Source organism: Domibacillus sp. DTU_2020_1001157_1_SI_ALB_TIR_016 (assembly GCF_032341995.1).
Taxonomy (GTDB): Bacteria; Bacillota; Bacilli; order Bacillales; family Domibacillaceae; genus Domibacillus; species Domibacillus indicus_A.
Window position 1 is genome coordinate 531,483 of record NZ_CP135438.1, and the last position, 26,241, is coordinate 557,723.

The 26,241-nt window shown below is 39.5% G+C and carries 27 protein-coding genes; 9 read left to right on the top strand and 18 right to left on the bottom strand.

What is annotated here, in order from left to right; all coding sequences use genetic code 11:
• Positions 1–423 precede the first annotated feature (423 nt).
• The 5 genes from RRU94_RS02540 to RRU94_RS02560 all read left to right on the top strand — a co-directional run bounded on the left by RRU94_RS02540 (position 424) and on the right by RRU94_RS02560 (position 5,321).
• Positions 424–756: a hypothetical protein gene (locus RRU94_RS02540; RefSeq protein WP_315691676.1), complete on the top strand. Its 333-nt coding sequence runs from the start codon at positions 424–426 to the stop codon at positions 754–756.
• A 403-nt stretch (positions 757–1,159) separates the two neighbouring features.
• Positions 1,160–1,759, top strand: a complete 600-nt coding sequence (locus RRU94_RS02545) for a hypothetical protein (protein WP_315691677.1) — start codon at positions 1,160–1,162, stop codon at positions 1,757–1,759.
• Positions 1,756–2,412 (top strand): hypothetical protein, encoded by a 657-nt coding sequence (locus tag RRU94_RS02550; protein WP_315691678.1) that lies wholly within the window; start codon positions 1,756–1,758, stop codon positions 2,410–2,412. Before RRU94_RS02545 ends, RRU94_RS02550 begins: the two co-directional genes overlap by 4 nt.
• Before the next feature lie 14 nt (positions 2,413–2,426).
• Positions 2,427–3,689 carry a hypothetical protein gene (locus tag RRU94_RS02555; protein ID WP_315691679.1) on the top strand — a complete coding sequence of 421 codons (1,263 nt, stop codon included), beginning with the start codon at positions 2,427–2,429 and terminating at the stop codon, positions 3,687–3,689.
• A gap of 396 nt (positions 3,690–4,085) precedes the next feature.
• Positions 4,086–5,321 (top strand): IS110 family RNA-guided transposase, encoded by a 1,236-nt coding sequence (locus RRU94_RS02560; RefSeq protein WP_315691680.1) that lies wholly within the window; start codon positions 4,086–4,088, stop codon positions 5,319–5,321.
• 223 nt (positions 5,322–5,544) lie between these two features.
• Here RRU94_RS02560 and RRU94_RS02565 read toward each other — a convergent pair whose 3' ends face one another.
• The 4 genes from RRU94_RS02565 to RRU94_RS02580 form a co-directional block, all read right to left on the bottom strand.
• Positions 5,545–6,285 carry an SDR family oxidoreductase gene (locus RRU94_RS02565; RefSeq protein WP_315691681.1) on the bottom strand — a complete coding sequence of 247 codons (741 nt, stop codon included), beginning with the start codon at positions 6,283–6,285 and terminating at the stop codon, positions 5,545–5,547.
• Between the two features lie 62 nt (positions 6,286–6,347).
• Entirely contained in the window at positions 6,348–7,472 is a 1,125-nt protein-coding gene (locus tag RRU94_RS02570; protein ID WP_315691682.1) for an NADH-dependent flavin oxidoreductase, read from the bottom strand.
• Between the two features lie 221 nt (positions 7,473–7,693).
• Positions 7,694–8,068: a MerR family transcriptional regulator gene (locus RRU94_RS02575; RefSeq protein ID WP_315691683.1), complete on the bottom strand. Its 375-nt coding sequence runs from the start codon at positions 8,066–8,068 to the stop codon at positions 7,694–7,696.
• A gap of 386 nt (positions 8,069–8,454) precedes the next feature.
• Positions 8,455–8,769 carry a putative quinol monooxygenase gene (locus tag RRU94_RS02580; protein WP_315691684.1) on the bottom strand — a complete coding sequence of 105 codons (315 nt, stop codon included), beginning with the start codon at positions 8,767–8,769 and terminating at the stop codon, positions 8,455–8,457.
• 391 nt (positions 8,770–9,160) lie between these two features.
• Here RRU94_RS02580 and RRU94_RS02585 point away from each other — a divergent pair, with 391 nt between their 5' ends.
• Complete coding sequence (locus RRU94_RS02585) at positions 9,161–9,616, top strand: hypothetical protein (protein WP_315691685.1); 456 nt, start codon at positions 9,161–9,163, stop codon at positions 9,614–9,616.
• 86 nt (positions 9,617–9,702) lie between these two features.
• On the opposite strand, the gene RRU94_RS02590 is transcribed toward RRU94_RS02585, so the two are convergent.
• Positions 9,703–9,903, bottom strand: a complete 201-nt coding sequence (locus RRU94_RS02590) for an alpha/beta-type small acid-soluble spore protein (RefSeq protein WP_251274802.1) — start codon at positions 9,901–9,903, stop codon at positions 9,703–9,705.
• Positions 9,904–10,284: 381 nt separating this feature from the next.
• A complete protein-coding gene (locus RRU94_RS02595; protein WP_315691686.1) occupies positions 10,285–10,539 on the bottom strand; it encodes a DUF7660 family protein in 255 nt (84 codons plus the stop codon).
• A gap of 531 nt (positions 10,540–11,070) precedes the next feature.
• Between RRU94_RS02595 and RRU94_RS02600 the strand changes: the two genes are divergently transcribed.
• A complete protein-coding gene (locus RRU94_RS02600; RefSeq protein WP_251272537.1) occupies positions 11,071–11,706 on the top strand; it encodes an FMN-dependent NADH-azoreductase in 636 nt (211 codons plus the stop codon).
• Positions 11,707–11,750: 44 nt separating this feature from the next.
• On the opposite strand, the gene RRU94_RS02605 is transcribed toward RRU94_RS02600, so the two are convergent.
• Entirely contained in the window at positions 11,751–12,935 is a 1,185-nt protein-coding gene (locus RRU94_RS02605; RefSeq protein ID WP_315691687.1) for an AraC family transcriptional regulator, read from the bottom strand.
• Between the two features lie 99 nt (positions 12,936–13,034).
• Between RRU94_RS02605 and RRU94_RS02610 the strand changes: the two genes are divergently transcribed.
• On the top strand, positions 13,035–15,332 hold the full coding sequence (locus tag RRU94_RS02610) for a glycoside hydrolase family 3 C-terminal domain-containing protein (RefSeq protein ID WP_315691688.1): 2,298 nt from the start codon (positions 13,035–13,037) through the stop codon (positions 15,330–15,332).
• 77 nt (positions 15,333–15,409) lie between these two features.
• On the opposite strand, the gene RRU94_RS02615 is transcribed toward RRU94_RS02610, so the two are convergent.
• The 9 genes from RRU94_RS02615 to RRU94_RS02655 form a co-directional block, all read right to left on the bottom strand.
• The gene (locus tag RRU94_RS02615) at positions 15,410–16,519 is read right to left on the bottom strand and encodes a type II asparaginase (RefSeq protein ID WP_315691689.1); all 1,110 of its coding nucleotides are present in this window, start codon (positions 16,517–16,519) and stop codon (positions 15,410–15,412) included.
• Positions 16,520–16,685: 166 nt separating this feature from the next.
• Positions 16,686–17,690, bottom strand: a complete 1,005-nt coding sequence (locus RRU94_RS02620; protein WP_315691690.1) for an SIS domain-containing protein — start codon at positions 17,688–17,690, stop codon at positions 16,686–16,688.
• Between the two features lie 263 nt (positions 17,691–17,953).
• Positions 17,954–18,595 (bottom strand): amino acid ABC transporter permease, encoded by a 642-nt coding sequence (locus RRU94_RS02625; protein WP_315691691.1) that lies wholly within the window; start codon positions 18,593–18,595, stop codon positions 17,954–17,956.
• Positions 18,543–19,274 (bottom strand): amino acid ABC transporter permease, encoded by a 732-nt coding sequence (locus RRU94_RS02630; protein ID WP_315691692.1) that lies wholly within the window; start codon positions 19,272–19,274, stop codon positions 18,543–18,545. Before RRU94_RS02630 ends, RRU94_RS02625 begins: the two co-directional genes overlap by 53 nt.
• A gap of 24 nt (positions 19,275–19,298) precedes the next feature.
• Entirely contained in the window at positions 19,299–20,042 is a 744-nt protein-coding gene (locus RRU94_RS02635; RefSeq protein ID WP_315691693.1) for an amino acid ABC transporter ATP-binding protein, read from the bottom strand.
• 22 nt (positions 20,043–20,064) lie between these two features.
• The gene (locus RRU94_RS02640; RefSeq protein ID WP_315691694.1) at positions 20,065–20,934 is read right to left on the bottom strand and encodes a transporter substrate-binding domain-containing protein; all 870 of its coding nucleotides are present in this window, start codon (positions 20,932–20,934) and stop codon (positions 20,065–20,067) included.
• A 248-nt stretch (positions 20,935–21,182) separates the two neighbouring features.
• Positions 21,183–22,058 (bottom strand): PfkB family carbohydrate kinase, encoded by an 876-nt coding sequence (locus RRU94_RS02645; RefSeq protein WP_315691695.1) that lies wholly within the window; start codon positions 22,056–22,058, stop codon positions 21,183–21,185.
• A 382-nt stretch (positions 22,059–22,440) separates the two neighbouring features.
• A complete protein-coding gene (locus tag RRU94_RS02650) occupies positions 22,441–23,175 on the bottom strand; it encodes a UTRA domain-containing protein (protein ID WP_315691696.1) in 735 nt (244 codons plus the stop codon).
• A 332-nt stretch (positions 23,176–23,507) separates the two neighbouring features.
• A complete protein-coding gene (locus RRU94_RS02655; RefSeq protein ID WP_315691697.1) occupies positions 23,508–24,314 on the bottom strand; it encodes a carbonic anhydrase in 807 nt (268 codons plus the stop codon).
• A 202-nt stretch (positions 24,315–24,516) separates the two neighbouring features.
• Here RRU94_RS02655 and RRU94_RS02660 point away from each other — a divergent pair, with 202 nt between their 5' ends.
• A complete protein-coding gene (locus RRU94_RS02660) occupies positions 24,517–24,666 on the top strand; it encodes a hypothetical protein (RefSeq protein WP_251272541.1) in 150 nt (49 codons plus the stop codon).
• A gap of 204 nt (positions 24,667–24,870) precedes the next feature.
• Here RRU94_RS02660 and RRU94_RS02665 read toward each other — a convergent pair whose 3' ends face one another.
• The gene (locus RRU94_RS02665) at positions 24,871–25,632 is read right to left on the bottom strand and encodes an SDR family NAD(P)-dependent oxidoreductase (RefSeq protein WP_315691698.1); all 762 of its coding nucleotides are present in this window, start codon (positions 25,630–25,632) and stop codon (positions 24,871–24,873) included.
• Between the two features lie 80 nt (positions 25,633–25,712).
• Positions 25,713–26,222: a DUF1850 domain-containing protein gene (locus RRU94_RS02670; RefSeq protein ID WP_315691699.1), complete on the bottom strand. Its 510-nt coding sequence runs from the start codon at positions 26,220–26,222 to the stop codon at positions 25,713–25,715.
• Positions 26,223–26,241 lie beyond the last annotated feature (19 nt).

The following is a 26,241-nucleotide window of genomic DNA, read 5'->3' on the forward strand; positions in this document are numbered from 1 at the left end:
ATTATTCCACACTCCTTGCAAAATCCCGACTCATTGCTGACAATAAATGTTTAACAGGAATACGACTTGTTTCTGAATGTTCCTTTCTAAATACTGCATCTATCCTTAAACTACCATTTTGGCTATATGTAGTCAAAGGTACATCTTAATAAAATAATGAAGGTAAGTTGTAAGCAAAGTTGCAGGGGTTGAAATAAATGAGGAGATAAACGTATCTCTTTTCTTGTTGACAGTAAAAAGGTAGGAGTGGAAACAGGGACATTCATATTGTTTTTAAAGTTTAAAGCAATGTTATTCTGAAATAAATAGACAAATAAATAGTTAAATATACATATTTACCAATTTTTACATTAATCAGATGACAATATAGTATATAATATATTCTATATTTACAAATATTATATATTTTTGGAAGGTGGATACATGAGTACAGTAGTGATAGTGAAGAATGCTATGTTGAGATTTGTAGAAGTAACGGAGCGGACAGTAGATTATTCAATAATCGAACACGAATCAAAACAGCATACAAAGTCTAAACACTTAGAAAAAGGAATCTTTGCTATAACCTCTAATCATGGCAAAAACCAGCCAATATACCTTTTGAAGCTAGAGAGTTGCACTGAAAGGATTGTGGGAGATTTTATGCTGGCTAATGGCGCTGGTGATCAGTATTTACCATTAACCGAAGAACAAGAAGATTTCATTATTCAAAATTGTGAAGTGACACAGGAACCAAATTTTCTTAATGCAGTTTAAAGCGAGTATAAATAATGTACTTGCTTTTTTTGCGGAAAATTTGAAAAATAAGCCCCAAATTTTTCAAATAATAAATCTTTATTTTATAAAAAGATTTTGAATGAAGTATCTAGAATACATAAAACAGTAAATCTTAAACCAAGATTATTAACTCAAAAAAAATGATATGATTCATCTTAACTTTGACAATGCCTATGATCGCGATTGACATAAGAATGATGAAGATTGTGATTTTGACGTTAATTTGTCAGGGGCGCTTGTAATGCTTCAAGATGAATATAACACCAGACCGGGGAATCCAGTCAAAATAAAACAATAAACTTTAGATTGGATCACTATTTAACCGGCAAGCTTATACATTTTATTTGCCAAAGGACGGGACAAAATCTTAAGGAGGAAACCAATGACAGGGGAACATTATGTGCAGATTGGCCGGGCACTGGGTTTTTTATTTGAAGAGGAAGAAACGGGGCGCAAATTTTTTTCTGTAGGAAACGGCATGGAACAAGTCGAAATAACGGAGTTCGAATATAGGCTTTGGGAAGAGCTGCGTACGGTTGATACATTGGATGACTGGAAGACTCTTATACGATCCAAAACACAAAAATATCCCGACCTTGATTTAGATGCAATTTTAAACAAGTTTTATGCTTTGAATTTAATGAGACAGTGGAAGTTCGATACGTTAGAGGATCCTGAATTACTGGGTATTTTTATTACGCGGAATGCCTATGCCTATGGGGAAATCGAAGGGTATTGGGTAGTTGGCGACCATCGGCAAGTTGGAGATAATATGACGCTTAATCAGGAACAGTATATTGTATGGAATGCGGCTGCTGGCGGTGCACCATTGCTTCAAGTGCTCGACATTATCATGACCAAGCTTTCCTTGACGGAAGAAGAAGCATTAGTGCTGCTAAACAAGGAAGGATACAGTTTTGTACAGCTGGGGCTTTGGAACACAGAATACATGCCATTTTTGCTGGAGGAGGAAGCACAATGAAAAATATATTAAGCGGATTTTTATCCCGGGCGGCGGATGGATTGGGAGCCAAGTTCCCTGCTTCTTCTGACGGCGGAACGGCGAAAGAAGAAAACGCACCGGGCATAAGACTAGTCGCAGTAGGAGAAGTGCTAGGCGGCTTCAAAGATACCTCGACGCCTTTAACTTTTTCATTAAAATATGGGAACGAAGAAATCATCTTGGACCAGTTTACTTACAATGTGTGGGAGTCCGTCAAAATGACACTTACTACGCGAGAAGAAACGGTGTCCTTAATGAAGCGAATCAAGCCAGCTGCACACATACACCAGGCTATTGATGAGCTTTTGGAAAAAAAGCTGCTGATCGAATGGAAAGATACATATAACGAAGAGTATTTTGAGCAGTTTGCTTTAATTCCAAAAGGCCGCGTAACGGATATAAAAGAGGACGATTACTATGTGCTTACCTTTCCAAAATCGGAACCGATTGCCTTGTCGATGATGGGTTACTTTATCTGGCGCCATGCACATCCGTTTCTAAGCTGTAATTCAACGATTCAGCTGGTTCACCAGTCAACCGGAGTGGAAACTGTCCTCATTAAAGAAGATTTCATCCGCTGGATCCCTATCCTGGTCATGTACGATGTGTTATCGATCGTGCCGAATCGCTAAGGGCTGGTTTTAATATGGGAATAAAAGAAAAACTGGCTCGCTTAAACTCATCTATAGATAATGCAAAGGCATACTATAAAGCGTTTGTGGAACTGCCGCGTAGAGAGCAAAAGGAGTTATCCATTGCGTCGGCAGGACAAAAACTTGGCTTAAATACGGAGGAAAGTATTCAATCCAAACAGGAACAGATAAAAAATCCTGATTTAATTCCAATCGCAAAAGCACAGCGTGACCGCAACGTTTTAACCGCTGTCGGAAAACATTCTTTAACAATTGCTAAAGGAATAGACTGGTCTTTAAAACAAGCAGGCATGGAATCATTAGAAATAGGAAGTGCCTTGCGGCCAGCGGGAGATGACTTCGGGAAAACGCTTGGAGAAGCAACATCTATGTATCTGGGTATGTTGTATGACCAGCATCTCTCTGAAAAAAATATAAAGCGCCATACAAAAAAATATAATCAATTAACGGAGCAAGAAAAAGCAAAGGAAATTGAGAAGCTTGAAAAAAGCGTAGAGAAAGAAAGCAAGAATCTTCAGCTTATCAAAAGCTTCATGAACCGTGCCGAGCAATTGAAAGGCCTAGATAGCATAGAAAATATGCTAGAAGCTCGGAAAGAAGCTGGACAGCAAAAAATATTGCAAGAAGATATCCAAATAGAAATAGAAAATGTCCAAATCAATCTTTCTATTCACCAAGAAGCAAAGCAGAATATGGAAAAAACATCTGATAAATCCGACTATATTGATAGTTTAGGAGAAGGCGGCCACATCAAAGGATCAGCTGAAACTAAAAAGCAGGAAAAAGGTGATTTGCATATTGAGGAAGAAATACCTGTTCAGGAGAATATACAATTTGAGCAGGAAACACAGCAGGCTAAGGAAGAAACATTAAGCCTAAATCATGGAGACATTTATTACCCTAATGTTGGTTTTCAATCGACTGGCAAGGACCGACCTATAACCATTATAAAAGACCAAGCCACTGTAGAATTACTGACCCATACAATGACTAGTGAGGCAGACACTTCCTTAAATCATCAAGATAGATATGAAACAAAGGATCTAGAGGAAACAGGATTCCCAAACGGTTCGATCATTAAAGCACATAAAGATAATGTTTATGATGCTGATTTGATTCATCATGATAGAAAACCTGGTGAATTAGCAAAAAAGGATCGATCCGGTTTGCCCTTAAAACGGCTTGAGGTGAATGAAAGAGAAAGAAAGAAAGAAAAAAGAAAAGCAAAAAGAAATGATCACGAATTGGAAAGATAAAAAACTATCTTTTAAAGGATTATGCATATAAATGAAGTTGGGATAAGCGAGATTCCACACAGTCAAACAAAGGAAAACGCTCAGAGAATTATCACTCTGAGCGTTAATTTTATTCTTTCGCTTATTCAATTAAAGCCCCCTATCGTATTATAAGGTCAGCCAGAAAAGAAAATATTTCTGGTTGACCATTTTTTATATGGTTTTATGATAACGGTAGCCGGGGTAGAACGTAAGCCCCCGTGGGACTTGAGATCCCGTCAAGTAAACAGTTCGCCCCCTACTTGCTTAAACATGTTTTGGCTGGTTGGGACCAAGATCTCGTATAACAAGCGAAGCTATGACACTGCAAGAAGGATTAGGGGTTACCGGCAATATTCGTATTGGAGGAGATAAAGAATGGATCCAGTGGTTGGTCTGGATGTAGCCAAAGGTGAAAGTCAAGTTCAAGCGTTCTTGGAAAAAAAGAAGCCTTACAAAGGCAGTTTTAAAGTGGCACATACCCTTGAAGGACTAGAGAGCTTACACCAATACCTAAGAGAAATCGAAGACTTAACAGGAATTCGACCTCCGGTCGTTTTAGAGTCTACTGGGCATTATCATACACCCGTTGTTCAGTATTTCGAGGAAAAAGGTTATTTATTAATTATCATTAACCCACTCATCTCTTATCGAGCAAAGAACTCTTCTTTACGCAAAGTAAAGACGGATGTACTTGATGCTTATCATCTTTGTGAGCTGTATTATAAAGAGGATTTGGAGCCTCATAAAAAACGAGGAATCCAACTCTTAAATCTTCGTAATCTTACAAGACAACACGCAAATATAACAGGCATTTATGTACAAACAAAACTTCAATTTCAAGCAGTGCTCGACCAGGTATTCCCTGAGTATCGAGGCGTTTTTGGGGATTTATATTCAGGTGTTTCTTTACTAACTCTATTGGAATATCCTACATCGGAAGATGTTTTGGCAACTGATGAAGCAGTGTTAACCAATAAAATCGATGAATTATGTAAAAGCCGTTCTAAGAATTGGGCAAATACTCAGGCAAAGAAGCTGATAGAAGCAGCAACTAGAAATCCCTTTCAGAAAAACCTATATCAAAGCCATATCCTCAGCATCGAAATGTACATCAAAATGCTTATAGAGTACCAAAAGCATCTATCTAAGCTTGAAGATGAGATAGATGCTTTGGCAAAAGAAATGGAAGAATATAAGATTATCCAATCAATCCCTGGTATCGGAGAAAAAATCGCGGCAACGATTATTTCTGAAATTGGTGAGATTGATCGATTTAATCACCCTAAAAAGCTTGTAGCATTCGCTGGAATCGATCCCAGTATCTATGAGTCTGGTCGATTTAAAGGCACTGTAAACCGGATTACGAAAAGAGGTTCAAGTAGATTACGTCATGCCTTGTATATGGCCGTTCGATGTGCCATCCGTGATTGTCGTAAAAAGAAAACAACGAATGAAATCATCCCGAGAAATAAGAAACTGCGTGAGTTCTATGATAAAAAACGGGAAGAAGGAAAGCCTTATAAAGTAGCTGTAATCGCATGTGCCAATAAGCTCTTACAGTGGATATATGCCCTTTTAAAAAGCTATTCCACATTCCAAGATATAGCTTAAATAAGAAATAAAACAAAACCATACAAAACCTTCCAATTGTTTGAATTAGGAAGGTTATTTGGCATGGCTATTTTTAGTATAGCATGAACAATTTCAAGTTTTTATTGAAAAATGTTGACAAACTATTAGCTGGTTTAGTTTAAGTGCAAAACTTCACAAAATTAAAGTTTAAAACAAGCAGCCCCTAAAAAAGTGGGGCTGCCTCGTTACAACAGTTTTCTTTTTAGAGTTCTTGAATGGTTGGACGAACAATCATCTCATTAATCGCTACATCTGATGGTTGTTCAATGGCAAATGCAACGGAACGAGCAATGCTAGCAGGCTCGATTCCAATTTTGCTAACTTCAACGATTTCAGATTTTAATTCTAAATCCGAAATGGATTCTAATAATTCTGTAGTAATAGTTCCTGGCGAGATAATGGTTGTACGAATATTGTTGCTAGCCTCTTCTATACGAAGACCTTCTGTAATGGCACGTACAGCAAACTTTGTACCACTATAAACGGCACTAGCAGGGAATACCAAGTGACCAGCTATGGAGGAAACGTTAATGATATGCCCTTCTTTTCTTTCTCTCATGGACGGAAGAACAGACGCAATACCATAAAGTACGCCCTTGATGTTAACATCAATCATCTTATCCCACTCATTGATTTTTTTCTGATGAACAGGTGATAGCGGCATTACTCCTGCATTATTGACCATTACATCAATCTTTCCAAACTCTTTAAGAGCATAATCAGCTAACTCTTCCATTTGTTCATGTGAGGCAACATCCGTCACTTTATAAATAGCTTGCCCGCCATTATTTTGAATCTCTTCTTGTAATGTCTTTAATCGCTCTTCACGACGAGCCGCCAGTACCAGCTTCGCACCTTTAGATGCAAGTTCTTTTGCAGTAGCTTCTCCTATCCCACTAGACGCACCCGTAATAATAACAACCTTATCTTGAATATTGGACATATAAATGACATCCTCTCTTAATAAAAATGCGAAAAAAACAGTTAAAATTTTTTATTACGATGTTATTCTTCAATCTTAAACCAAGGACCTGAAGCTTGAATTACATTCCAAAGTTTTTCTGGAAGCTCAAGCTCACTTACTTTTGAAGTCTTAATGGCTGTCTCAATTTCAGTTTCTTTTCCATTCTGAACCTTTTCTACCCAGTCTGGATTTATGATTAACGTATGACCAATCGCTGCTAGAGATAGTCCCTTATCTAATGCAGATGCAACATCGTCAGCAGTTACCATGGAACCTGCAGCTATTACAGGAACTCTGCCGTTTACATGTTCAACAATTAATTCAAGCCTTGTTTTTCCACCTTCTATGCCTCGTGGTTTTGAAGATACATCATCAAGTGATACATGGATGTAATCCAAATCCTGTTCAACCAGACGGTCAATTAATTCATAGGCATCTTCCATCCCATAACCGCCTTGTTCTTCAGGTGATATTCTGTATCCGAAAATAAACGGCTTTGTTGCATGATTTTTAATTACATTTTTCATTTCCTGAATGACTGCCAATGGGAAACGCAAGCGATTTTCTAGAGAGCCACCCCATTGGTCCTCACGTCTGTTAAAGAAAGGAGAGAAGAAGTTTTGAAGTAAAAACCCATGCGCTCCATGAATTTCAACACCATCAAACCCTGCTTCAATGGCCCGTCTGGTTGTTTCTCCAAACGCATGAATCACTTCCATTATTTCATCGTGCGAAAGTTCTCTCGGCAATACGGAAGGAGCAAAGGCAGTCGCTTCCGTCTCCACAGCGCTGGAACTAACAATATCACCATTAGGCGTCAAGTCCGGTAGTGCTTTGTTGCCCGCATGAAAAATTTGAAGAATGGCAGGAGCTCCGCCACTTTTCGCTGCATTCGCCAATTTCCGTAGACTTGGAATAAATGAATCATCATATGCTGCGAATTCATTCGTAAAACCGATCCCATTTGGCTGAACATGCGTGCAGCCAGTTATAACAAGTCCTACTCCATTGACTCTTCGTTTATAATATTTCACTTCTTCATCTGAAATAGTGTAATCGTCATTGCTTGCCCAAGTGGTCATTGGTGCCATAACGACCCTATTTTTAATGGTGATACCATTTTTAAATGTAAGGGACTCAAATAAGTTGCTGTATTTTCCGTTCATATTTTAACCTCTTTCAATGTGTTTTTTATACTCTTGTCAGTTTTGCACTATTTTATAAAGGTTTATCATCCCTTCATGTATTTAAATGGTGCAAAAATAGGTTAATCCTTGGAGTGCACTCCAAGGCAAGTGTTTTTTTATTTTTACTTTTTCGATAAGCGAAGATTTCGAAGAAAGCTGTCTGTACGAGGTTTATCCAAAAGGAACAAACAACTAGCTGCTTAATTTTTGGAGAAACAGTCTCCTAATTCATTTTCGTAAAAAGTTATTTTATTATCCAGATGCTCCAAACTTCGGTGAAGCTTCTCCAACTCTTCCACTACTTTTTTGCGATGATTTTTAAGTAAAGCTAACCTTTCTTCCATTGTTGTATCTCCAACATGGCCCCACATGGCAAATTGTTTCATGTCTTTTAGTGGCATCCCCGTATTTTTTAAGTGAAGCAAAGATTCAATCCATAATTTATTCTCATCCGAGTAGACTCTGACATTGTTCTCGTCTCTGTTTACTTTTATTAACCCTTCTTTTTCATAAAACCTTAATGTATGGTCGCTTAACCCAACGATTTTAGAAAATTCTCCAATAGAATATGTCAATTTAATTGCCTCCATTAAATCTGGTATGTCTATATCTTCTTTCATTTTTACTTTGTGACACAAAGTAAAAATAATACTTAGAGTTTACTCTAAGTCAAGGGATTATACTTTGTCTTTCTATGATGCACTAACATTTTTAGATTAATTTGGTTTCGTCAGGCAATAAAAAAAGAAAACTCGCCATTACTACGAATTTTCCTTTTTATAGTTATCCCATTCCTTATTCCACTAAACTGCCCTATAGTGCAATAAGAAAAGGCGACTATTCATGTTAAACAATCGCCCCCGTTTGTTTAAGTACACTTTTTCACAATCTTTGCTTTAAATAAGAAAAAAGCTGCCACAATGACAGCCAGTTATAATTTAATATCTACGGCAGTTTAATTCTAATTAGATGAAATGCCCTTTCCGCCTTTTGTTATTAAAGTGCTGATTCTTTCCATACCAGTAATAATTGGTTTCGCACGACTTATTAATGTTTGGGTAGCTTCGAGACTTAGAGACGCTTGATGGGCATCTTCATTTGCCCACACTTCATAAACATAAACAGAACTTGGTTCATTCTCGGAAATATTCACAAGATATATTTCGCATTCATCCAAATTCTTCAATGATTCTGCTGCTTCTAACAGAATATCAACCATTTTTTCTTTTTCGCCTTCTTGTACCATAAACTTGTTAAATAAACTAAATTTGCTCATACCATCCTCCTTAATTTTGTCACCTGTTAAGTATTTCTATATCTAAATACGCATCTCCTATTATTCCGATAAATAAAACTAATCAAAGCTTTTTGATTAACCTGCCCCGTGGCTGAATAAGAAAAGGCTGCCGAAATGACAGCCGAGATATTAAACAAAAGCATCCGTTATTTGAACAAAAAATTAGCGCCGCATTCCCCTTCAAAATCTCCGATTTAGTGGGGGTTAGGCGCTAAGGTCTTTATTCTTCTTGTTCTTCTATCTTTTTATTATACCGATTGCCGCTTCCTACTTATTATCATTCAGATTCTCTTTTCGTTTTACAATTGATTTCCATTTTGATACGATCAACCTATCATAAGGACTACACAATGGAAAGGAGGGTTTGATCATGAAAGTTGCGAAGTCGCTGCTGCACAAAATTATAAACCAGACCGAAATCTTCAATGCTACGCTGGATATTTACAATGACGCTTTGGCTTATGTGATTGAGGTCATTGACAAAGAATTTGATGATACCGAACACCTGACAACAAAGTCGATTGTGCCGGCAGTGGAAAAACTGATTCACGCAACCAAATCAAACCCTCTTCCGAAATATAAAGAGTTTAACGAGCGTTTTTACAAGTTTCCGTCCTACTTCCGCAGGAAGCTTAACCAGCTGATGTTGTACTGTATTCAAGATAAGGGATGCTCCATCAAAATCTTTGATTTAGGTGGCGAGGTTCACTTAGAAATGAACTACAAGCAATCAGTTCATTTTTATGTAACAACCATTTTCTCCTCAACAATCAGCCCCCTTTACAAGTGGAAGAAAAATGAAAAAAGCCAGGCATTCGACGATTGAATTGTCAAATGCCTGGCTTAGTTAAAACTATCTAGACTTTTTCAATGCCTCCATTATTTGAGGCGGGATGCTTGGAAATTACCGTATTACTTTTGGAATCCGTTTAATTGCTGTTCAGCCATACGTACTAAACGTTTCGTGATTTCGCCGCCAACTGAACCGTTAGCGCGTGCTGTAGCGTCTGCACCTAGTTGTACACCGAATTCTGATGCGATTTCGTACTTCATTTGGTCGATGGCTTGCTGTGCTCCTGGGGCGACTAGTTGATTAGTGTTGTTGTTTGGCATAACTGTTCATCTCCCTTTTTTAATTGGCCGGGTACTAACGGAGTTGCACCGCTGCGATTGAATCGTCCGGACTGCCAGATGAAGAACCCGATGTGATTGTGTGAGTAGTATGTATTAAATGTGGCACTTTATCCGCGTTATTCGTATTTCAAGAAATATTTTTCATTAAAATATTTTCCAATAACCTCACATTTTGTAATGAAATAGTGAAAAAAAAATATGGGGGGGAGCAAGTGAAAGCAAAGTAGATGTTAACAGCAGGCATATTATTGTTGGCTGGCTTTAAACGATAGTGTTAATGTTTTTACAAAAGAAAAAAAGGACCAATTTTTGATCCTTTGCTTTATCCCTTCTTCAACTTAAGCACCCATTAGTTGAATATCATTCGTATATACTTGAAGCATATAGTATGTCAGCAATAGTCTTCCAAGATGGTTGTTTAGGTACAGGTTGATCTGTATTCAAATAATATCCTTCCATATCATTAACCCAAGCCTCCATAGCTTCTAAATAATCTTCAAGTGTTATATTCTCCCATTCATCCTTATTATTTTGTAAATCCATTCTCAAGTGTTTTATGAATTTGATTAAATCTTTTCTACTCTTTACGTTTTCTACTTTTTCATTTAATTCCATCTTTAAACCACCTTTTTATAATAAATTTCTCCAAAAGGTTAGGCTTTCCCTTATTCAACTATCCTGCTCCTTTAATTCAATAAAAAAGAGATGCCACAACACCTTCCGTCCTTAAACATAAGACATTTTTACTTTCATGTAGCATCTCCTTCGAAAAGTAACTTCTTCTACTGATTTTCCCGCATTTCCTGGCAGCACGGCGACCCTGAAAATAAACACACATATGTAACATTCATACAAAATGAATTAAGAAGCCAGAATAGACATTGTGAAAACGGGCAGGATAACCGAAGATTCCGTTTCTTACAAAGGAAGTCAGACCGGCTAAACCAGGCTGTGGTAAAAATGATTTTTTACATGTGGTCAGTTTATAATTACTGATTTCAACAAAAGAAATACGCTTGAAAATAATGTAAAAATGCAAAAAAATGCTTCGCTTTTAAAATAAAGGTTTAGGGAGAATAAAACGAAGGAATTAGTACAGCATAAATTCCATACCACTACTCAAAAGAGAAAGGGACGAGTTCACTAATGGCACAAGTTCTTTATATTACAGCACATCCGCATGATGAATCCAACTCATTTAGTATGGCAGCGGGGCAGGCTTTTATTAACGCTTACCGAGAAGCAAACCAAGATGATGAAGTGACTCATCTTGATCTATACAAAGAAAACATTCCTCACATCGACAATGATGTTTTCAGCGGCTGGGGGAAACTCCAGGGAGGAAACGCATTTGATCAGTTATCCAGTGATGAGCAATCAAAAGTAGGCCGGCTGAATGAGCTGTCCGATCAGTTCGTGAAAGCTGATAAATATGTGTTCGTTACACCAATGTGGAACTTCTCGTTCCCTCCAGTGATGAAGGCCTATCTTGATTCCGTTTGTGTGGCCGGCAAAACATTTAGATACACAGAACAAGGGCCAGTTGGTTTAATGACTGATAAAAAAGCGCTGCACATTCAGGCGCGTGGTGGTATTTATTCAGAAGGACCAGCGGCTGATATGGAAATGGGCCACCGTTATATAAGCATTATTATGCAATTTTTCGGCGTCCCTTCTTTCGACGGGCTGTTTATCGAAGGCCACAACCAGTTCCCAGACCGGGCGCAGGAAATTAAAGAAGCAGGAATCCAGCAGGCAAAAGAGCTGGCAAAATCGTTTTAATAAATATAATGATAAAAAGCGGGAGCCAACAGGTTCCTGCTTTTTTATGATGAGGGGACTCCACTTTCCCGATATCTTTTGGGCGTCAAACCCGTGTGCTTCTTAAATACTTTTGTAAAGTAGCTCTGGTCCGTAAAATGAAGCCATGAACAAATATCTGCAATCGTATAGCTCGACAGAAGGAGGAGGCTTTCCGCTTCTTCGATGCGTGCTTTTTGAATCCATTCGCTGATTGACGTTCCTGTTTCTTTTTTAAAGCAGGACGATAAGTAAGAAGGAGACAATTTTACATAGTCAGCCAGATCCTTCAAGCGGATTTCATCATAAACGTGCTGAAGAATATAATGCTGGCACCGGGAGATAACAGAAGAAACGGCATTTGTTTTCGCTTCCTTTACACGATCCGCAAAAGTGCCAAGAGCATCTTCTATCAGTTGCTGTACCTGCCTTACATCATGCAAATCTTCTAAACGCTGAATGTATAGATCACTAAGGGTATATGCCAGCTCTGAATCAAGCCCTCCATCCATCGCAGCCCTTGTTGCCATGGTGATCGAAGCAATCGCCAGGTTTTTCTGACTGCGCACATAACTGGACTTGGATAAAACTCCATACTCTCCCCCATCTTCCGGACCTTCCTGTACAAGCTTAACCACTTCTCTCCTGACACCCTTTTTAATTGCATTCATCAGTTTTTTCTCATGGAATGGATCATGATGAAATGACAATGATTGCTTGCGCCGTGACACAGGGGCAGCTGGATTTTCTACTGTAATCCCTATTTTCTTCTCGGCCACCTGCTCTTCCCGTCCATGAATCATAAAATACGCAATGCGGGCTGCCGACTTTAATTCTCTTTTTGTTAACACGGGCAGCTGACGGTAGTAGTCGGCAAGCTTTGTCTGATTAGCGGTGAGATCATTAGTCAGACCCCCAAGGCGCAGATCATTCATTTCTTCATACAGGCAGGGACCGCCTGCCAGAATCAGGGTGTCACTTGCTTTAAAGTAAAAGAAATTCTCTAAGTATGTCGTTGTGTGCACATAAGGAAAATCAAGGATTTCAGGCGCTTCTGACAAAAAGCTGATAGGCGACGCAGCATATGGATGTGCCGGCAACGGAGCTTGGTCAAAGACGATTTCATTACGGTGATTGACGATAAAAACAGGCAGGCCAAAAGCTTCCCACAAAAGCCGGCAGACTGAAATAAGTTTTTCTATTTTTCTCACTCTTTCGTAAAAAATAACTAAAAATCAAAAAAATCTACCATCATTATACCTTTTATTTTTCTATCATAAAAACAGAAAATGAAATGGAGGCGTTATGGCATGAAACAAAATGTAAACGCATTAATTGAGCAAATGACACTTGAAGAAAAAGCAGGTATGTGTTCAGGCCTTGATTTCTGGCATTTAAAAGGTGTTGAGCGGCTTGGCATTCCATCTATTATGGTAACGGATGGACCCCATGGACTTCGCAAACAAGATACAAGCGCTGATCACTTAGGTCTTTTTGACAGTGTTCCTGCTACATGCTTTCCTTCTGCAGCTGGTCTTGCCAGCTCTTGGAATCGTTCTCTTATCGAAAAAGTCGGGGTTGCACTTGGTGAAGAATGCCAGGCAGAAGACGTGAGCGTGCTGCTCGGTCCTGGCGCTAACATTAAGCGTTCACCTCTTTGCGGACGAAACTTTGAATACTTTTCTGAGGACCCCTATTTGTCTTCGGAAATGGCGGCAAATCATATTAAAGGTGTACAAAGCCAGGGAATCGGCACTTCTTTAAAACACTTCGCCGTCAATAACCAGGAAAACCGCCGCATGTCAGTCGATGCGATCGTTGATGAGCGGACATTGCGTGAAATTTACCTGGCCAGCTTTGAAGAAGCCGTTAAGCAAGCACAGCCATGGACTGTGATGTGTTCTTACAATAAAGTAAACGGCGAATATGCATCCGAAAACAAACGGCTTCTTACGGATATTTTAAAAGATGAATGGGGATTTGAAGGCTTTGTGGTGTCTGACTGGGGTGCCGTGAACGAACGAGCGGATGGACTGAAAGCGGGACTGGAACTCGAAATGCCATCCAGCCATGGTGCCGGCGAAAAGAAAATGATCCAAGCGGTTCAAAATGGAACTCTGTCTGAAGACGTACTAAACCAGGCAGTTGAGCGTATTCTTAACATTATCTTTAAAGCGGTTGAGAACAAGAAAGAGAATACTTCTTACAATAAAGAAGCCCACCATCAGCTTGCCCGTGAAGCGGCGTGCGAAAGTATGGTGCTGCTGAAAAACGAAGGGGCTCTCCTACCGCTTGCAAAAGAAGCCAAGCTTGCTGTTATTGGGGAATTTGCTCAAAAAGCACGCTACCAGGGCGGCGGCAGCTCTCATATTAAGCCAACGAAACTAGAAAGCATTTACGAGGAAATTCAAAAAGAAGCGGATGCTGTTTATGCCCGCGGCTATGATTTAATGAGTGATGATGTGGATGAAACACTTTTAGAAGAAGCAAAACGAGCGGCACAGAATGCAGAGACAGCAGTCCTGTTTGTCGGACTGCCGGATCGGTATGAATCTGAAGGATATGATCGTGAACATTTAAGTCTGCCGGCTAATCATATTGCCCTTATCCAAGCGGTTGCCTCTGTTCAAAAAAACGTAGTTGTTGTACTGAGCAACGGTGCTCCAGTTGAAATGCCATGGCTTGATCAGGCAGCAGCCGTCCTGGAAGGATATCTTGGCGGCCAGGCGCTTGGCGGTGCGATTGCAGATCTTTTATTTGGCCGTGTGAGCCCAAGCGGCAAACTAGCTGAAACATTCCCACAAAAGCTCAGCCATAATCCATCTCACTTAAATTTTCCAGGTGAAGGTGACAAAGTGGAATACAAGGAAGGATTATTTGTCGGCTATCGTTATTATGATACAAAGCAAATCGAGCCTCTCTTCCCGTTTGGCTTTGGATTAAGCTATACGACATTCGAGTATGCTAATTTGACTGTCGACAAAAAACACCTTACAGACAAAGAAGTCGTAAACGTGGCCGTCACCGTCAAAAATACAGGCAGCGTTGCAGGCCAGGAAGTGGTGCAGCTGTATGTAAAAGATACAGAAAGCACCGTTATCCGCCCGGAAAAAGAACTGAAAGGCTTTGAAAAAGTATACTTGCAGCCTGGTGAAGAAACAATCGTCACATTCTTACTCGGCAAACGCGCATTTGCTTACTACAACGTCGATTTAGAAGACTGGCATGTTGAAACGGGTGACTTTGAGATCTTAATTGGCAAGTCCTCTGCTGACATCGTTTTAAAAGATTCGGTACATGTTACTTCGACTGTCTCTTTAGTAAAACGCGTACATCGCAATACAACTGTTGGTGATTTATTAGGTCACCCAGCAATAGAACCTCTTGCGAAAGTATTTGTAGAAAGGGCCACAGCCGGCGGACCATTTGCTCTATCAGAAGATAATCAGGATGACATGCTGGCGGCTATGCTTAAATTCCTGCCGCTGCGGGCCATTCTTGCCTTTAATCCGAACACAGTCACTGAAGAAGAAATGTATGCTTTTATTGAAGAAGCGAATGCTGCTTTAGAAAAGGAACCTTTGGCGTTGAGCCATAAGAGTATATAATTACGACAAAAACAGCACGCAGTCTTGCGTGCTGTTTTTGTATGAATTTTAAAAACCTTTTTTCAAACGATTAACTATTAATACTTATCAAAGTATTGTTGGATTTTCTTTGGATCATGTGTTTTTGTTAATGTAAGCATTAACAAAATACGGGCTTTTTGTGGGTTAAGAGAATCGGCAGAAACCAGGCCCTCAGTATCATCAGAAGCTTTGTGAGTGACAACTCCACTTCCTACACGTGTAGAGCGGACGACCGTGACTCCCGCTTTACTTGCATCTTTGGCTGCAGCCATCGCTGTATTAGACATTGATCCATTACCGGATCCTGCTACAATAATTCCTTTACTTCCTGCTTCAACAGCGGCATCAAATAAATATCGGCCCTCATTTTGATGAGAGTACAAAATATCGACTTGTGGCAGTTTTTCAATCTTAGAGATATCAAAAGCTGTTTGTGTCGTATGTTTTTTTGTAATAGCGGAGCTGAAGTACGTACTTTCACCGGCAAATCCGCCTAAATATCCTTGTTCTACAGATTTAAACGTATCTAGTGCTGTCGTGTGGGTTTTGGTTATGTAACGGGCAGCGCCAATTCGATCATTGAATGCAACCATCACACCTTTTTTCTGTGCAGCCGGATTTGCCGCAAGTTTAACAGCGTTATATAGGTTCATTGGGCCGTCTGCACTGATCGCAGTAGCCGGCCGCATCGCTCCGACAACTACCACTGGTTTTGTACTTTTCACCACAAGGTTAAGGAAATACGCCGTTTCTTCTAATGTATCCGTACCATGTGTAACCACAATTCCATCTACATCACCGGAAGCAAGCAGGGTATTAATTCGTTTGCCAAGCTTCAATAGGATTTCATTATTGATTTCTGAACTTCCTACATTCGCCACTTGTTCCCCACTGACATCTGCCAGCTTTTTCATTTCTGGCACTGCTTTAATTAATGTTTCAACGCCAAGCTCTCCCGCATTATAATCCGTAGTATCCGTATTGCTGGCAGAAGATCCAGCGATCGTGCCGCCGGTAGCTAAAATCTTCACATTAGGCAAGTCCGTCTCTGTACTTTGTATGGCTGTTTTCGTAACAGAAGACGCCTGAGCGGAAGTCATCATTGAACCCGGCATTAACAAAAATGTAGTCGCTGCTGCTACTTTTAATGTTCTTTTCAATTTCATATTTTACTCTCTCCTTGTTCTCTTCAATTACCATCTTGCATAACACGGTCCTTACAAACAACTGCCTCACTTCTTACGGCTTTTTCTACTTTTTTATAAAAGAAACCCCAAAAAGGGAATTAAATGATCCCTCCTGGGGTTTTCTTCTTTTCACTTTACGTTTTTATTAGTAAGGAACTTTAAACATATAGCGTCTAACTTCAAGAGGATGATTACGGGCTTCAGCCAATTCAACAGCGTACACACGTAAAACGAAATTAAGCACTAATGGCACCATATATTTTTTTACCTCTTCATCAAAGCCCGTTAAATCAAAGTCTTTTGCATCAAGAATCAGCAGTTTTTCACCGTGCTCTTGAAGGAATTTCAATGCTCGCTCTTCCATTGGACGAGTTTCATCAAGTCCCATTAACAAAATAAACGGGCATTTTTTATCTAAAATTTCAAATGGGCCATGGAAAAATTCTCCTGCATGGATTGCATGAGAATTGATCCACTGCATTTCCATCAAGATACAAATCGCGAATGAGTAAGCAATTCCATAATTCGAGCCGCTCGCCATAGTATAAATCGTTGTTTCGTCTTTGTACTCCTGAGCATATGCTTTTGCTTTTTCTGTGTATTGGGCTTTTACCTTGCGAAGCACTTCATCCATATTTTCCAGGCTGCTTACGATTTTTTCATACTGCTTGTTGCCTTCTTTTACGTACAGCAGACCTGCTGTAAGGCGGTAAAGGACAGCATAGTTCATAAATTCTGGATGAGGATCAAGTTCTCCTGGAGGTGCCCAGCTGTAATTCACGATAAAGTCGGATTCATCTGCCAGCGGTGCTGTTTCAACGTACATGAGAGAAACAACCAATGCTCCTTTGCTTTTTGCAAATTTTGCTGCTTCTGTTGTTTCTGGCGTTTTTCCTTTGTGTGAGCAAAGAATAACCAAAGAGTTTTCACCAAGTGTTCTAGGATTGCGGTAAATAAATTCATTTGAGTTATACACTTCAGCTGTGACATTGCTTGATTCCCGGTCAAGGAAATACTTGCTCGGATACATTAAAGCCGAGGATCCACCGCATGCTACATAAAATACGTGATCAATGGTTCTGCCTTTGAATGCTTCCAAAATCTCTTCGATTTGCGATTGAGCAGTTGAACAAACACTTGTGACTGTCATGGTTAAACCCTCCTGAAATTGTAATGTTTTGTTATATATAAATATATAACAAGTTAAGGTAACCGTCAACACTTGTTATATATTTTTATAAACTTTATTATGATAAGTTTCTGTAAAAAAAAGAACCAGTCATACATTCCAAACAGTAGCTGCTGATTTGGCCTTTTTCAAAAGAAACAGCTATGAAGATCCAGACAAAGGTAGTTTAGCACCACCTTTGTTTGGAGCGTGTTTTAAAGATCCATATATACTAGTAATGGATTTTAAACAAGCTTCTTTTCCATTTTTCTTGATAACAGTGATAAAGGATAACAAATGATGAAATAAACAACTAATAACAGTGAATATACTTGAAACGCAATGGCGCCTCCTTCTAATATTTCCACTCGTTCAATCAAAATTTGTGCTGATTTTAATAAGTCCATGTTGCCAATTAAAACGGATAAAGAAGTTGTTTGAACCAAGTTAGAAATCAACCCTATAATAGATGGAATCATCCGGCGGAATGCCTGAGGGAAAATTACATAACGCATCGTTTGCAGACTGCTCATGCCAAGCGCCAAACTCGCTTCCACCTGTGTAGGAGGAATCGATTGAATCGCACCACGGACCGTAACAGAGATATTTGCGCTGCTCCATAAGCTAAGGCCAATCATGGCAGAAATGTAGCTGTTTACTTCAATTCCTGCTTCCGGCAGGATGAAAAAAACGAGAAAAAGTGTAATAACAATCGGCAGGCCGCGAAACAACTCAGCATATCCTTTTGCTATACTTCGTGCGAGTACGTGTTTAGAGTTTTGCATCACCCCGATGATGGCACCGATCACGAGTGAAATGACAATACAGCTTGCACTAAGAAGCAGTGTTCTCACTAAACCGTCTAATAAAATTTGATAACCTGCCACGGCTGCTCATCCTTTCTTTTGGTGTTTTATTAAAGTTTAATTTGCGTTCAATCTGGCTGAACAGGAATGAAGCGCCCCAGATAACAGCAAGATAAATAACGGCGACTGAAATTAAGATCTCGTATGTTTTAAAATCATAAGCCATACGGTCCATTGCCACGAATGTCATTTCAGCGGCCCCAATACTTGTCATATAAGCCGAGTTTTTAATAAGAGAAATGGCTGTGTTTGAAAAAGAGGGAAAGCTAATTCGGAATCCTAATGGAATGATAATGTAACGGACGATTTGTCCAATGCTCAATCCGAGAGATTGACCAGATTCAATAAGCGATTTAGAAACCGCATCTGTACCGCTGCGGAAGTTTTCAACTGCATAGGCACCGCCCCAAATAGATAACGTTAAAATACCAACAGTAACAGCGGGTAAAGTAATGCCAATGGTCGGAAGGCCAAAGTACAAAAAGAAAACATGTACTAAAAGAGGAGTGTTCCGTGTTACTTCAACAAATATTGTCACAAGCTGCGATAAAATGGGTATATTTAACGTCCTAATAATAGCGCCTGTAATTCCAATTAGCAGTGCAAACAAAATGGCCATTCCGCTGATCCAGAGTGTTAATTTTAAACCTGTCAGCAGAAGTGGAAATATGTCCGCCATATAAGCAAAATCAAGTCCCATTGTTTTTCCTCCTTTCATCGTTTATTACATGGCATTTTTCAAAAATTGCTTCGTGCGTTCTTCTTTCGGATTGCCGAAAAGCTCTTCCGGAGGACCTTCTTCTACTACAACTCCTCCATCCATAAAAATCACACGATCGCTTACTTCTTTTGCAAATCCCATTTCATGCGTCACAATCATCATGGTCGTTCCGCTTGACGCTAAATCTTTCATAACCTCTAAAACGTCTCTTACTCTCTCTGGGTCAAGAGCCGATGTAACTTCATCAAATAAAATCACTTCTGGATTCATCACGAGAGACCTTGCAATTGCAATCCGCTGCTGCTGTCCGCCTGATAATTGATTTGGATAGCTGTCTGCTTTATCCAGCATTCCTACTTGTTCTAATAAAGCCGTCGCCTGCGGAAGCACTTCGTTTTTAGACCGTTTTTGCACTTTCATTGGGGCAAGCAGCAAATTTTCCATTACCGTCATATGAGGGAATAAATTGTAGCTTTGAAATACCATGCCGATTTTTTGCCGCACTTTTTGCAGGGAAGCAGGTGTATAGTCAATTTTTTGGTCGCTGTCTAAATAAACTTCACCTTCATTAATGCTTTCGAGACCGTTAATACAGCGAAGTAAAGTGCTTTTTCCAGATCCGCTCGGCCCGATTACAACAATGACTTCTTTTGGAAAAACGTCAAAGTTAACACCTTTGAGGATCGATAGATCCCCAAAGTGTTTATGCAAATTTCGAATGCTCAATTTTGGCTGTATTTTTTCCATTGTGTCTCCTCCATTTCTTTGTTTACGGGCGCGGTACCATTTCCAGCGGATCCAGGTCACCTGTTGGCTCCATATACTTTTCAATAACAGATTTAAAATAATCTTCTTTTCTCATTTCTTCCAATGCATCATTTAAGAAATCCAGCATCTTCGGCTCATTTTTGCGTACACCAATCGCCATTGGCGAATCCACTGCCACTTGTTCCCCTACCATCGTATAATCATCTGAATTTTTAATTAGTTCCGACATCAGTACTACATCGTGAAGGACCGCATCTGCCCGTCCATCTTTAAATGCACGGAATGCATCCGCAATACTTTCAATTTTAATTTGCTTTGCTGTTGGTACTTCGGCGTCTAAATAAAGAGAAGCGGTAGACCCTTTAATCACAATAACCTTTTTGCCTGCTAAATCTGCCGGGCCCTTAATGTCACTTCCTTTTGGCACTACTGTAATAGCGCCTCCTTCAAAAAATGGAGTAGTAAAATCAATTTCCTTTTTTCGTTCTTCTGTTGTCCCCAGCGTAGCAGCAATGAAGTCGATCTTTTTAGAGGTTAAAAATGGAATACGATTTGTTGCGTTAACGGCCACAAATTCAACTGCATCCTGCGAACCAAATGCGTACTCAGCCATTTTTCTTACTACATCAATTTCATAACCAGCATTCTTTCCTGTTTCATCTAAGTAACCAAGTGGTGGATAATCAACTTTGACACCAACGACGAATTTGCCTCTTTCTTTTATTTCTTCAGGCAGGGCTGGAAGGTTTGTATTAATCTTTTTTTCATTTTCTGCTTCTCCAGCTGTTGTACTTGAATTGCTACATCCTGCAAGAGCCGAGAAAACAAGTACCAAAATAACAGCCAACATGATCGAAAAACGACGTTTCATCCTCTTCTCCTCACTTTTCCATAGATTTTTAAAATCAATGTTAGAAACTGAATTGCATTTTTTATGAAGAAAGGTAAAGCGGTATTCAATCGGCTTAAGAACTAAAAGTAATTCTTAAAAAGTACACATAAATATTGCTAGGCCTATTTCTCTTAAAATGATGCATCACCCTTTTATTTGTTATATATATTTATATATTATTATATAACATGTAAGTCCCGACTTCACCATTCTTATGAGAGATAATCTTACATAAGAATCTTTGGTACAACTGTTTCTGTGTAAGATACTTGAGAAATGAAATCCTCCTCAATTCCATATCCAAATGCCCCATGGCATCGGCATGTTTTAGCTGCTGCTTTTGCCGCTTCATAAAGAGCTGTTATAAGGTTGTGATGATCATAATAGACGGAAAGGAATGTTCCAATAAATGAGTCTCCAGCCCCCATCGTATCAATGACTGTTGTTTGCAAAGGCTGGTGTTCAACCCTTCTTCCTTCTTCGGAGAACACAGCAGGTTTTTCTCCTCTTGTCACACCTACTACTTTCACGCCCAGCTGATGAACTTCTTCTATTAATACATCAATGTCTTCAAGCGGCAGATCGCTTCCCGAGAAAAAAGCGAATTCTATATAAGGACAAATTTGCTTTAAATACTCTTCATTCCATCGATTAGATGTAGAAAAATCAAAAGAGATTGACTTATGAGCCAGTCGGGATAGTTCATGCTCTGTCTCGCTGTTGACACTCATATGAACCAAATCGAACTGATTAATGTAGTCAATATCCTGTTCCGTTAAAGAAAGCTTCACTAATGATTGAACGCGTGTGCCTTTGTTTGTTCCTATGAAAATCCGGTCTCCGTCTTCCGTAATGGATACCGTTGCTTTCCCGCTTTCTCCATACACTGTACGGCTGCGATATAACTCAATGTTTTCTGACGCAAGACAATTTGTAATATGCTCAGCAGCTTCATCATTTCCTATAATACCTAAATAAGCACTTGAAGCCGCTCCTATTCTTTTAGCAGCTACTGCTACATTGACTGCATTTCCCCCAGGATATAACACATTTTGATTTTGGTAATAATCCACCACATTATCACCAATAGCGATCAGCTTCATTTTAACCACCCTTTCTTTTTAAATGTTTGAAGCCTGCTAAAGCTTGTTTGTTTAAAAGGTGTTGTGCATTCGCAGTTTTCACGGTAAGATAAATCATCGATCCTTTCATTTAATCAATTAAAGCGCTTTCTTACCTTTTGATATTCCTGTTCAATGGTTGTGGTACCATCCATACATATCATATAAAGTTATAATATATTATATATATACTATCTACGCGAGCCAAAGTCAATAATAAATTTAAAAATTCTAACTCTTCAGACTACTATCTTTTCTCCATGTTATGCTGGATAAAATAAAAAAACAGAAGAACAAGTTGTCTTCTGTGTTTCTCTAATATACTGTTTGCTGTTTAAAGCAAGAAACAGCTTTCGTCAGGCCCTTATATGTCATTGTCTACATCAATGTTAAAGACAACCCGGTTTGTCATATATAAAGATTGAGAAAAATGGATAGGCCGGCTTTGGCGGTCATACGTTAATTTCTCTATTGAAAAAAGCGGAAACCCTAAATCACATTGAAATAAATTTGCTTCGTACTCAGATGCTGAAACCACTTCTAACGTTTTTTGAGAACGTGAAAACTCAACACCATATTTTTCTTTTAGTATTTGATAAGTAGATGGTGCACCAATATACTTTTCAAGATCGGGAAAGTGGTTGAGCGGAAAAAAAGATGTTTCGATAATGAAGGGCAGTTTCTCTTCAACAAAAAGAAGGCGGTGAAGCTTTAACACAGGATCTCCCATAGCAATACGGAATTTTTCGCTTAAATCTTCTGGTGCCTTTATAATTTGGCTTGATAAAATTTGCGAACTCGGCTGCTTTCCAGAAGCGGTTGTTAATTCAGAAAAGCCTCCCACAGAAATGAGCTCGCGCTTTTCTTTTAATTCTTTTACAAAGGTTCCTTTGCCTTGCATACTATATAAAATGCCTTCTTGAACTAAGTCGGTAATCGCTCTTCGTGACGTAATGCGGCTTACTCCGTACGCTTTACAAATTTCAGATTCTGGAGGCAGCTTTTCTCCCGGCTTATATTTCCCCCTCAATATATCTTCTTTTAAAACCTGCTTTAACTGAAAATACAGTGGTTTTTCGCTTGTGTTATTTAATTTCATTTAGATGCCTCCTTTTCCTCACTTTTATATTTGTAATATTTAATTATAATATACCATATATCATGTTTCACAAGAAATGAATAGCTTTTGTTGGTAATCCATTTTTATCATAGAATATGTCTGAACATATATTCCTATACAAAAGATAGAAAGCGATTACAAGATTAGGTTGTTTGTATTTGAACTATTTTAACATACCATGCCGGAAATAAAGACACAAAAGGATTTAGTTTTTCTAGAGATGCAAAAAGAACCCTACTCACTGGGGGTAATTGTCATAAAAGATAAAAAAGCAGAAGACCTGAAAAAAAGCCTTCTGCTTTCTACGATATTTAGTTCTTTATCACTTCCCGCTCCCCTATTGCCTGGACAGGCCGGTGGTCATCCGGGAAAATGTGGCGGAAAGTATTGATTTGTTTTTCAGACATTTCAATGGGCTGCTTGAAGACCACCCATTGCACCCCTTCAGAACATGGAGGTGTTGTTAAAGAACCTGCATATTGATAAGTGTGCTGATTTTTGGGCAAAATATGCGCCAGATCAATCGGCTCCGATATGCTTATTTCTTCGGTTGTTTTTTCTTTTGGTATCGCGTTCCATGCCTGTTTTAGCACGGTATTTTCCTTACCTTCTTTGATCAGTATGCCCAATACTGCAAGCTGGCCGTCTTCGTTTTTATGAACAAGATGCAGCTCCATATCGTAGGAATTTCCGTTAATCAAGTGTTCACTTGGTGTATGGAAATGAAATTGTGCCAGTGTGTATGTCTTGCCATTTAATTTAATAGAATTTCCTTTTGTTTGGATATTTCCCTGTACAGTGTGTCCATTGTTTACGAGTGAGAAAATACTTAGTCTATAGTTAATTTCTAAATTCTCAAGCTTTGCTGCCTCTTTCGCTTGTCCTTTTTGAATGTTGATTGGAGACTGCTCTGTGCCATTTGCACATGCAGAGTTTAATGGATTCAGCTCTGCCCAATGGCTTGGACCGGTTTCTCCTTCATAAGACCACTCATGCCCCGTTTCTGCCAGGCTGCTTTCTTCTCCATTCACAAATTGCGATGGGATAAACGTATATGAGGCTAGTGCAAGTGTAAAATATGTAAATGACACGGGTATAACTAATTTTTTCTTTGACATATTTACTCTCCTTTTCATCTTTTTTCTTATATATTTACCATAGTCATCGAAAAAGGAAATGAATCTTTTGAGCTGTTTTTACTGTATTATCTGAAAATATAGACAAAATGTCCAAAGGAATCTTCAAATTGGAAGCCATGTTAAATCTAAACTGGTTTAAATAAAGTATTGGGGGCACACTGCTTTTTAGGGGGTGAGGGGAATGTATAAAGGATTTGAAATTGCCGAGCTGTCATCCGAGCAAACAAAAAAAATCCAGCAGCTTGAAAGAGAGCTGGAATGTACCCTTATTGCGTATGAGCGTCAAAATGAGCTCCCGCATGTAACGGAACAGCCAGTTGATTTGGTATGAAAAAAGGCAGCTTCTAAGCTGCCTCAGGCTGTTGACAAACGCCCGCTTTCGACGTCACTTGCCGTCTGTGAATGCTCATGACCCGAAAAAGGTCACTCCGCTTCCCAGCCGGCGGCGTTCCTGAAAAGACAGGCGCTCTCAATCAGCCTGCTTTCTTACTTTGTCTACATTCTCAGGCAGCTTCCAAGCTGCCTGAAATACTTTTTAAAAGTTCATCCGCGATTGCCCGCCATCGACATTGATGCTTGTCCCGACCAGCCAGGATGCTTTTTCTGAAGCAAGAAAAGCAACCACATTTGCGACTTCTTCAGCTGTTCCAAAACGGCCCGCCGGAATCTCATTTTGAACAAACGCGTTGATTTTCTCCGGGTTTTCTTCCAGACGTCTTTTCCAGTTGCCGCTTTCATGCAAAATACTGCCCGGTGCCACACTGTTTACACGGATACCATCTCGGATCACTTCGTCAGCCAGCGATTTTGTGAAACTAATCAATGCCGCTTTTGCGTTATTATAAGTCACCTTGCCTCCGCTTTCTCTGCCAAATACAGATGTGATATTAATGATCGCTCCTGACTGCTTTTTCTTCATCTCTTCAACCGCTAATTTGCTTAAATGTACTGATGAGAAGTAGTTCAGCTCCATCGCTTCATAAAATAAATCCATATCAGTTTCGGCTGCTTTTCCGCCATTGCTGCCACCGGCATTGTTGATGAGCACATCGATCATTCCGTGCTGTTCAATAAACGAGTGGATCAGCGCTTCCCGCTCGTTGGCCTTCAGTAAATCTGCTTGAAAGATGGATACGCTTCCACCCAGTTCTTCTTTTGTTTGTTCAAGTGCTTCTATTCCACGGGCTGCGATGGACACGTTTGCTCCTTCTTCTATAAGCGCTTCTGCAATCGCCCGTCCGATTCCTTTTGAGCCTCCTGTGATCAGAATATGCTTGCCTTTTAATTGTAAATCCACTTCATCATCCCCTGTTTGCTTGATTTGCTTCTACAGTTTTATCTTAGCTCTTTTTCTTTCCGATTGTCCAAGATAACAGGTCATTTGATTTTGGTTGCCTTCCATTGCTCCCATACGGTTAACTTGCGCTCCGATATTCGGACCCATGTCCCCGGCTTGACGGACTTGGACAACGTATAAACATGATTTTCATATATAAGCCGATGATTTGCCCGTATCTGGCCGATTCTTACATCAATAAAAGGAAAATCACGGTTCATATTTTTTATGTAATACGTGCCGTTTTTTTCTTCAAATACTTCTTCGCCTTCTGCATTTGAAGGCATTCCTACCGCAAAGTCTTTGTAGGAAAGCTCTGTTTGAACGATTTGATTATGTGATAATTGATAGGATTCGACTACGTCCGATAAATGAATCGAGTGTGTGTACTGAATTTGAAAGGTTTCTTCTTTTTTTAAGGGCACGTAGGCGAGCAGGCTGTCTTTATTTTCATAAGTCAGCGCGATCACCTGCCTGTACGGATAGAAAAAAACGAGGGTGGAAACGAACAGAATCGTTAGTGCTGCCGCACTGATTACTTTAGCTTTCAACCGAATCACCCCTTTAAAA

What these genes read in the sequence shown, in the direction of transcription:
- RRU94_RS02650 (WP_315691696.1), bottom strand. Translation starts at nt 23,175, where the DNA reads ATGAAATTAAATAACACAAGCGAAAAACCACTGTATTTTCAGTTAAAG.
- RRU94_RS02590 (WP_251274802.1), bottom strand. Translation starts at nt 9,903, where the DNA reads ATGCCAAACAACAACACTAATCAACTAGTCGCCCCAGGAGCACAGCAA.
- RRU94_RS02620 (WP_315691690.1), bottom strand. Translation starts at nt 17,690, where the DNA reads ATGACAGTCACAAGTGTTTGTTCAACTGCTCAATCGCAAATCGAAGAG.
- RRU94_RS02595 (WP_315691686.1), bottom strand. Translation starts at nt 10,539, where the DNA reads ATGGAATTAAATGAAAAAGTAGAAAACGTAAAGAGTAGAAAAGATTTA.
- RRU94_RS02615 (WP_315691689.1), bottom strand. Translation starts at nt 16,519, where the DNA reads ATGAAATTGAAAAGAACATTAAAAGTAGCAGCAGCGACTACATTTTTG.
- RRU94_RS02610 (WP_315691688.1), top strand. Translation starts at nt 13,035, where the DNA reads ATGAAACAAAATGTAAACGCATTAATTGAGCAAATGACACTTGAAGAA.
- RRU94_RS02540 (WP_315691676.1), top strand. Translation starts at nt 424, where the DNA reads ATGAGTACAGTAGTGATAGTGAAGAATGCTATGTTGAGATTTGTAGAA.
- RRU94_RS02630 (WP_315691692.1), bottom strand. Translation starts at nt 19,274, where the DNA reads ATGGGACTTGATTTTGCTTATATGGCGGACATATTTCCACTTCTGCTG.
- RRU94_RS02565 (WP_315691681.1), bottom strand. Translation starts at nt 6,285, where the DNA reads ATGTCCAATATTCAAGATAAGGTTGTTATTATTACGGGTGCGTCTAGT.
- RRU94_RS02585 (WP_315691685.1), top strand. Translation starts at nt 9,161, where the DNA reads ATGAAAGTTGCGAAGTCGCTGCTGCACAAAATTATAAACCAGACCGAA.
- RRU94_RS02660 (WP_251272541.1), top strand. Translation starts at nt 24,517, where the DNA reads ATGTATAAAGGATTTGAAATTGCCGAGCTGTCATCCGAGCAAACAAAA.
- RRU94_RS02555 (WP_315691679.1), top strand. Translation starts at nt 2,427, where the DNA reads ATGGGAATAAAAGAAAAACTGGCTCGCTTAAACTCATCTATAGATAAT.
- RRU94_RS02655 (WP_315691697.1), bottom strand. Translation starts at nt 24,314, where the DNA reads ATGTCAAAGAAAAAATTAGTTATACCCGTGTCATTTACATATTTTACA.
- RRU94_RS02635 (WP_315691693.1), bottom strand. Translation starts at nt 20,042, where the DNA reads ATGGAAAAAATACAGCCAAAATTGAGCATTCGAAATTTGCATAAACAC.
- RRU94_RS02550 (WP_315691678.1), top strand. Translation starts at nt 1,756, where the DNA reads ATGAAAAATATATTAAGCGGATTTTTATCCCGGGCGGCGGATGGATTG.
- RRU94_RS02545 (WP_315691677.1), top strand. Translation starts at nt 1,160, where the DNA reads ATGACAGGGGAACATTATGTGCAGATTGGCCGGGCACTGGGTTTTTTA.
- RRU94_RS02570 (WP_315691682.1), bottom strand. Translation starts at nt 7,472, where the DNA reads ATGAACGGAAAATACAGCAACTTATTTGAGTCCCTTACATTTAAAAAT.
- RRU94_RS02645 (WP_315691695.1), bottom strand. Translation starts at nt 22,058, where the DNA reads ATGAAGCTGATCGCTATTGGTGATAATGTGGTGGATTATTACCAAAAT.
- RRU94_RS02640 (WP_315691694.1), bottom strand. Translation starts at nt 20,934, where the DNA reads ATGAAACGTCGTTTTTCGATCATGTTGGCTGTTATTTTGGTACTTGTT.
- RRU94_RS02560 (WP_315691680.1), top strand. Translation starts at nt 4,086, where the DNA reads ATGGATCCAGTGGTTGGTCTGGATGTAGCCAAAGGTGAAAGTCAAGTT.
- RRU94_RS02600 (WP_251272537.1), top strand. Translation starts at nt 11,071, where the DNA reads ATGGCACAAGTTCTTTATATTACAGCACATCCGCATGATGAATCCAAC.
- RRU94_RS02580 (WP_315691684.1), bottom strand. Translation starts at nt 8,769, where the DNA reads ATGAGCAAATTTAGTTTATTTAACAAGTTTATGGTACAAGAAGGCGAA.